Consider the following 6,384-nt stretch of genomic DNA (forward strand, 5'->3'; position numbering starts at 1 on the left):
CGACTGAGGCCACCATGGCCCCATGACGGCCAGCTCCCACACCACCCGAGCCCACTCCTTCAACGCCGCCGCAGCGCAGTACGCCGCGAACCGCCCCTCCTACCCCTCCGTCCTCTTCGACGCGATCGAGGACCTGGCCGGCCGCCCCCTCGAAGGCGCCCGAGTCGCGGACATCGGCGCCGGTACGGGTATCGCGACCGCCCTGCTGCACGCCCGGGGCGCCGACGTGATCGCCGTGGAGCCCGGTGACGGCATGGCGGCCCAGCTGCACTGCTCCCTCCCGCACGTACCGCTCGTCCGCGGCGACGGCAACGCCCTCCCGCTCGCCACCGCCTCCGCCGACTTCCTCACCTACGCCCAGGCCTGGCACTGGACCGACCCGTCCCGCTCGGTGCCGGAGGCGCAGCGCGTGCTGCGCCCGGGTGGCGCGCTGGCCCTGTGGTGGAACATGGGCCCGGTCGACGTGCCGTGGATCAGCGAGCAGGCGGAGCGCATCAGGCACCACTTCAACGGCGAGTACAGCAACATGCAGGGCGCCTCCACGAGCAGAACGGCACAGGCATTCGAAGGCGCGCCGACCGTCCCCGCCCACCAGCACCGCGTCGTCCGCTGGAGCCGCAGCGTCCCCGTCGACCGGCACCTCGCCAACATAGGCAGCCACTCGATCTTCCTCGTGCAGGGCGAGCCGGCCACGAAGGACTTCCTCGCCCGCGAGCGCGAACACCTCCTGAAGGTGTTCCCGAACGGCCAGGTCGAGGAGGTCTACGACGTCCTGCTGATCGTCGCCACCCCCTGACGACCCGCGCCGCGCGGCGGCCCACCCCTCCAGGGCCGCCGCGCACACGTGGTCGACATGCCGCAGCCCGCCCTGCTCCAGCCGCACCTCCCGGTCACCCGGCAGCGCGTCCAACGCGTCCAGCAGCTTCGGCAGCCGCAGGAACGTCGCGTGGCCAAAGCACCCGTACGACGATCCCGGCCTCCCCCCTGGTCCTCGGTCTCCATATGCACATGGCTGGTGTCTCACGCGGTCTTCGCCACCGCCAGCGCCAGGGCGTTCCCCGCCCCCTGTGCCATCAACTCCCGGTCTCGGTCCGTCCGCGGCCCTTCGTGCAGCCGGTCCACGCCGCCGCACTGAACAGCGACTCCGCCGACGCGATCAGCGTGAACGCCACGACCGTCCCGATCACCCGCACTTCCGTCAGCCGCCCGACATCCGCCAACTCCGGCACCCGCACGGCATCCAGCAGCCCGAGCACCTCGACCCGCCGCACCTCCAGGTCGAACACACCGGTCACCGCCGCCGTCAACGCCACGCGACCAACGGCCGGCACCAGCCGAGCCCCCCGACGCCTTGACGGCGTTCCGCTCCGAGCGCATTATTCACCACATGATGAATTACTCTCCCGGAGCGTCCTCCGCACGCTCGGAGCCCCCGGAAGCACCCGCCGTACACGCCGAGAACCTCACCGTCGTCCGCGGCCCCCGAACCGTCCTGCGCAACCTCGACTTCACCGTCCCGCGCGGCCAGATCACCGGCCTCCTCGGCCCCTCCGGCTGCGGCAAGAGCACCCTCATGCGCTCCGTCGTCGGCACCCAGGCCAAGGTCACCGGCACCCTCGACGTCCTCGGCCGCCCTGCCGGCCACCCCACCCTCCGCACCCGCATCGGCTACGTCACCCAGGCCCCCTCCGTCTACGACGACCTGACGGTCCGACAGAACCTGGACTACTTCGCCGCGATCCTGAACCCCGGCCGGGCAGCAGCCGACCGCCGCGCCGAAGACGTCACCCGGGCCATCGCCGACGTCGACCTCACCACCCACGCCGACGCCCTCGCCGGCAACCTCTCCGGCGGCCAGCGAGGCCGTGTCTCCCTGGCTGTAGCTCTCCTCGGCACCCCCGAACTCCTCGTCCTCGACGAACCCACCGTCGGCCTCGACCCCGTCCTGCGCCGCGACCTCTGGAACCTCTTCCACGACCTCGCGACCACCCGCGGAGCGACCCTCCTCGTCTCCTCCCACGTCATGGACGAGGCCGAGCGCTGCCACCGCCTCCTCCTCATGCGCCAGGGCGAGATCCTCGCCGACGGCACACCGGACGCCCTCCGCAGCCGTACGCACTCCGATTCCGTCGAGGAGGCGTTCCTGCACCTCGTGGACGAAGCGACCGGAGCGACCGGAGCGACTGGAACGACCGAAGCGACTGGAACGACCGAAGCGACTGGAACGACCGAAGCGGCCGAGGCGAGCCACACGAAGGAGCACACGCGATGAGTACGACGACCCCGCCCGCCCCCACCGGCGCGCTGAACGCCTCCCGCACCGCAGCCACCGCCGCCCGCGTCCTGCGCCAACTCCGCCACGACCCGCGCACGATCGCGCTGATGCTCCTCATCCCCTGCGTGATGCTGTTCCTGCTCCGCTACGTCTTCGACGGCAGCCCGCGCACCTTCGACAGCATCGGCGCGTCACTCCTCGGGATCTTCCCCCTGATCACGATGTTCCTGGTGACCTCCATCGCCACCCTGCGCGAACGCACCTCGGGCACCCTCGAACGCCTCCTCGCCATGCCCCTCGGCAAGGGCGACCTCATCGCCGGCTACGCCCTCGCCTTCGGCACCCTCGCCATCGTCCAGTCGGCACTGGCCACGGGCCTCGCGGTCTGGATCCTGGGCCTGGACGTCACGGGCAGCCCCTGGCTCTTGCTGCTGGTAGCCCTGCTCGACGCCCTCCTCGGCACCGCCCTCGGCCTCTTCGTCTCCGCCTTCGCGGCCTCCGAATTCCAGGCCGTCCAGTTCATGCCGGCCGTGATCTTCCCCCAACTCCTCCTCTGCGGCCTCTTCACCCCCCGCGACACCATGCACCCCGCCCTGGAAACCATCTCCGACGTCCTCCCCATGTCCTACGCCGTGGACGGCATGAACGAGGTCCTGAGGCACACGGACATGACAGCCACATTCGTACGAGACGCCTTGATCGTCGCGGGCTGCGCCCTGCTGGTCCTGGCCCTGGGCGCGGCAACCTTGAGGCGCAGGACTGCCTAGCCGCCTGCCCGCCTGACGCGCTCAGTCGCCGACAGTCGTGCCGCAAGGCGGCACGGGCGGGCGCGACGGCCCCCGCAAGCGCCGGGCTGCGCGACCTCCTCACCCCGGCCTCACCCCACGCCCACCAGCCCAGTTCCGCCCACCGGACACCCCCTCGCATCCCCCACCCCCGGTGCGAGGATGAACCACATGACCCAGAAAGTCGCAGTCCTAGGCACCGGCAAGATCGGCGAAGCCCTCCTCAGCGGCATGCTCCGCGGCGGCTGGCCCCCCGCCGACCTCCTCGTCACCGCCCGCCGCCCCGAACGAGCCGAAGAACTCCGCGCCCGCTACGGAGTCACCCCGGTGACCAACCCGGAAGCCGCCAAGACCGCCGACACCCTGATCCTCACGGTCAAGCCGCAGGACATGGGCACCCTCCTCGACGAACTCGTCCCCCACGTCCCCGCCGACCGCCTGGTCATCAGCGGCGCGGCAGGCATCCCCACCGCCTTCTTCGAGGAGCGCCTCGCCGCCGGTACCCCCGTCGTCCGCGTCATGACGAACACCCCCGCCCTGGTCGACGAGGCGATGTCGGTCATCTCCGCCGGCAGCCACGCCACTGCCGACCACCTCGCCCACGCGGAGGAGATCTTCGGCGCCGTCGGCAAGACGCTCCGCGTCCCCGAGTCCCAGCAGGACGCCTGCACCGCCCTCTCCGGCTCCGGCCCGGCGTACTTCTTCTACCTGGTCGAAGCCATGACCGACGCCGGCATCCTGCTGGGCCTGCCCCGCGACAAGGCCCACGACCTGATCGTCCAGTCCGCCATCGGCGCCGCGACGATGCTCCGCGACAGCGGCGAACACCCGGTCAAGCTCCGCGAGAACGTCACGTCCCCCGCGGGCACGACCATCAACGCCATCCGCGAACTCGAGAACCACGGCGTACGGGCCGCCCTGATCGCCGCCCTGGAGGCCGCCCGCGACCGCAGCCGCGAGCTGGCCTCCGGCAAGAAGGACTGACGCCCGCCGGGCGCGGTCAGACGCCCGCCGCGCCCACGGCCTCCTCCGTCGTCACCACCCGCGCGAAGCCACTCCGCGCGAAGCCACCCCCGTGCAGGGACACCGCCGAGGCCTGCGCGATCTCCTCCGCACTCCGCCGCCAGCCGAACGGCCCTTCCAGGCCGAACGTGTACGTGGCGTCGTACGCGACCACGACGTCGTACCCCAGGTTCCCGCCCATCCGCGCGGTCGTCTCCACGCACATGTCGGTCTGGATCCCGGCGATCACGACCTGCGAGATCCCTCCGCCTTCAGCCAGGCACCCGGATCCGGCGTCCCGAGAAACGCCGAGTTCACGGTCTTCGTGACGAACAGTTCCGGCCCCGCGCCCTTTCCGCGCCGCTGCTCCACGTACTCCTTGAAGTCGTTCCCCTCGTACCCCAGCCGCAGCGGCGACCCCGGCTTCAGCGAGTCGTGCCGCACGAAGACGACCGGCCGCCCCGTCGTCTGCCATACGTCGATGAGGGCGGAACCAGTGCCTCGCCGCCGCCCAGAAGCTCCTCGAACTCACCGACCTCCCCATGCCCGAGGTCGCACGCCGCGCCGGCTTCGGCAGCGAGGTCACGATGCGCCAGCACTTCGCCTCGCGCCTCGCCACCAGCCCGCGCGCCTACCGAGCCACGTTCAGCACCGGCTCCACGACCGGCGGCAGCAGTCCGATCGCGCGATAAGCAGCGTCCACGACCGGCCGAGCCATCCCCCGCGCCTTCTCGGCACCCGCCCCCAGCACCCCGTCCACATAAGAGGGGTCCGCACACAACTCCCGGTGCCGCTCCCGCAGCGGCTGAAGCACCTCGACCACGGCCTCGGCGGTGTCCTTCTTGAGAGCGCCGTACGACGTGTAGGCGCGGCTCAGCTCCTCCGGCTCCCCACCGGTACAAGCCGCGAGAATCTCCAGCAGATTCGCGAGTCCGGGCCGCCCGTCCCGGTCGTAGACGACCTCCCGCCCGCTGTCCGTGACGGCACGCATGACCTTCTTGCGCACCACATCCGGCTCATCCAGCAGATAGACGACCCCGGGTCCCACGTCGTCGCTCTTCCCCATCTTCGACGCCGGCTCCTGCAGATTCATCACCCTCGCCGCCACCCCCGGATGCGTCGCCCGAGGCACCACGAACGTCTGCCCGTACCGCTGGTTGAACCGCACCGCCAGATCCCGCGTCAGCTCCACATGCTGCGTCTGATCGTCCCCGACCGGCACCTCTTCACTCCCGTAGGCCAGGATGTCCGCCGCCATCAGTGCGGGATACGTCAGCAACGACAACCGGACACTCCCGCCCCGCGCCCGCTCCCGCGCGGCCTTCTCCTTGTACTGGATCATCCGCCGCATCTCACCGTCGGTCGCCACGCACTCCAGCACGTACGACAGCCGCGTGTGCTCGTCCACATGACTCTGTACGAACACGGTGCACAGCTCCGGATCCAGCCCCGCCGCGAGCAACAGCGTCGCCGTCTGCCGACTGAGCCTGCGCACCCGCGCGGGATCGTGGTTCACGGTCAGCGCGTGCAGATCGACGACGCAGAACAGCGCGTCCGCCTGGTGCTGGTCGACCGCGACCCACCGCCGCATGGCCCCCAGGTAGTTCCCCAGCGTCAGATGCCCGGTCGGCTTGATCCCGCTGAAGACCCGCTTCATCTCCACTCCACCTCCTGGTCGTGGCCACCGCCCGGGCGGCCGACCCTCTGGAGCTGCGGAGGGAGAAACACCAACGGCCGCCGAAGCGGCGGCCGTTTCATGCATACGTGAGTACGGCCGCCGTCAGGCGGCCCACCACAGCTGGGTGCACGTACGCGTAGTCATGCCTCCACCGTACGCCCCGAGAGTGCCGTCCGTACGGGAGTTGACACACCCCCTGCCCATACGTAGTGTTCTCCGGGTTGTCCGACGTGAGCGCCGACCCCGGTCGGTCCCCGGACAGCCACTCCGCAAGTACAAACCACCACTCGACGAACAGTCACTTCTGTCTGTCGTCGCTTGATTGGCATGCGTATTTACGGAATGAGGAATCCGCGTTCGAAAGGACGCAGCCCCGATTGGCTTCGGGAGCAGGGAATCCGCTAAAGTCTCACTCGTCGGAACGGCCCAACAGCCGGGAAGACAACCCCCCTCTGACGGGGAATCAGGGCCGAAAGGATCTGATAGAGTCGGAAGCGCCGGAAAGGGAAACGCGAGAGCGGGAACCTGGAAAGCACCGAGGAAATCGGATCGAGAAAAGATCTGATAGAGTCGGAAACGCAAGACCGAAGGGAAGCGCCCGGAGGAAAGCCTGAGAGAGTCTCTCGGGTGAGTACAAAGGAAGC

At 69.9% G+C, this 6,384-nt stretch carries 5 protein-coding genes and 3 pseudogenes; 5 read left to right on the forward strand and 3 right to left on the reverse strand.

Annotated elements, in window-relative coordinates:
* Window positions 1-22: 22 nt before the first annotated feature.
* Complete coding sequence (locus tag AC067M_RS35520; protein WP_478701158.1) at window positions 23-796, forward strand: class I SAM-dependent methyltransferase; 774 nt, start codon at window positions 23-25, stop codon at window positions 794-796.
* Here the strand turns inward: AC067M_RS35520 and AC067M_RS35525 are convergent.
* Window positions 794-1,358, reverse strand: a pseudogene (locus tag AC067M_RS35525) (SulP family inorganic anion transporter); the annotation flags it as partial. The gene AC067M_RS35520 and the pseudogene AC067M_RS35525 sit on opposite strands and share 3 nt — an antisense overlap.
* A 29-nt stretch (window positions 1,359-1,387) precedes the next feature.
* On the opposite strand from AC067M_RS35525, the gene AC067M_RS35530 reads away from it, so the two are divergent.
* The 3 genes from AC067M_RS35530 (at window position 1,388) to proC (ending at window position 4,044) form a co-directional block, all read left to right on the forward strand.
* Window positions 1,388-2,272: an ABC transporter ATP-binding protein gene (locus AC067M_RS35530; protein WP_478701159.1), complete on the forward strand. Its 885-nt coding sequence runs from the start codon at window positions 1,388-1,390 to the stop codon at window positions 2,270-2,272.
* Window positions 2,269-3,042 (forward strand): ABC transporter permease, encoded by a 774-nt coding sequence (locus AC067M_RS35535; RefSeq protein ID WP_478701160.1) that lies wholly within the window; start codon window positions 2,269-2,271, stop codon window positions 3,040-3,042. Before AC067M_RS35530 ends, AC067M_RS35535 begins: the two co-directional genes overlap by 4 nt.
* Before the next feature lie 189 nt (window positions 3,043-3,231).
* Window positions 3,232-4,044, forward strand: coding sequence for a pyrroline-5-carboxylate reductase (gene proC, locus AC067M_RS35540; RefSeq protein WP_478701161.1), 813 nt, complete (start codon window positions 3,232-3,234; stop codon window positions 4,042-4,044).
* A 16-nt stretch (window positions 4,045-4,060) separates the two neighbouring features.
* Here proC and AC067M_RS35545 read toward each other — a convergent pair.
* Window positions 4,061-4,554, reverse strand: a pseudogene (locus AC067M_RS35545) (isochorismatase family protein); the annotation flags it as partial.
* On the opposite strand from AC067M_RS35545, the pseudogene AC067M_RS35550 reads away from it, so the two are divergent.
* Window positions 4,554-4,754: pseudogene (locus tag AC067M_RS35550) on the forward strand (helix-turn-helix domain-containing protein); the annotation flags it as partial. The pseudogenes AC067M_RS35545 and AC067M_RS35550 overlap by 1 nt on opposite strands.
* On the opposite strand, the gene trpS reads toward AC067M_RS35550, so the two are convergent.
* Window positions 4,694-5,719, reverse strand: coding sequence for a tryptophan--tRNA ligase (trpS, locus tag AC067M_RS35555; protein WP_478701165.1), 1,026 nt, complete (start codon window positions 5,717-5,719; stop codon window positions 4,694-4,696). The pseudogene AC067M_RS35550 and the gene trpS overlap by 61 nt on opposite strands.
* Window positions 5,720-6,384 lie beyond the last annotated feature (665 nt).

It is taken from the genome of Streptomyces sp. NPDC043427 (assembly GCF_056436655.1).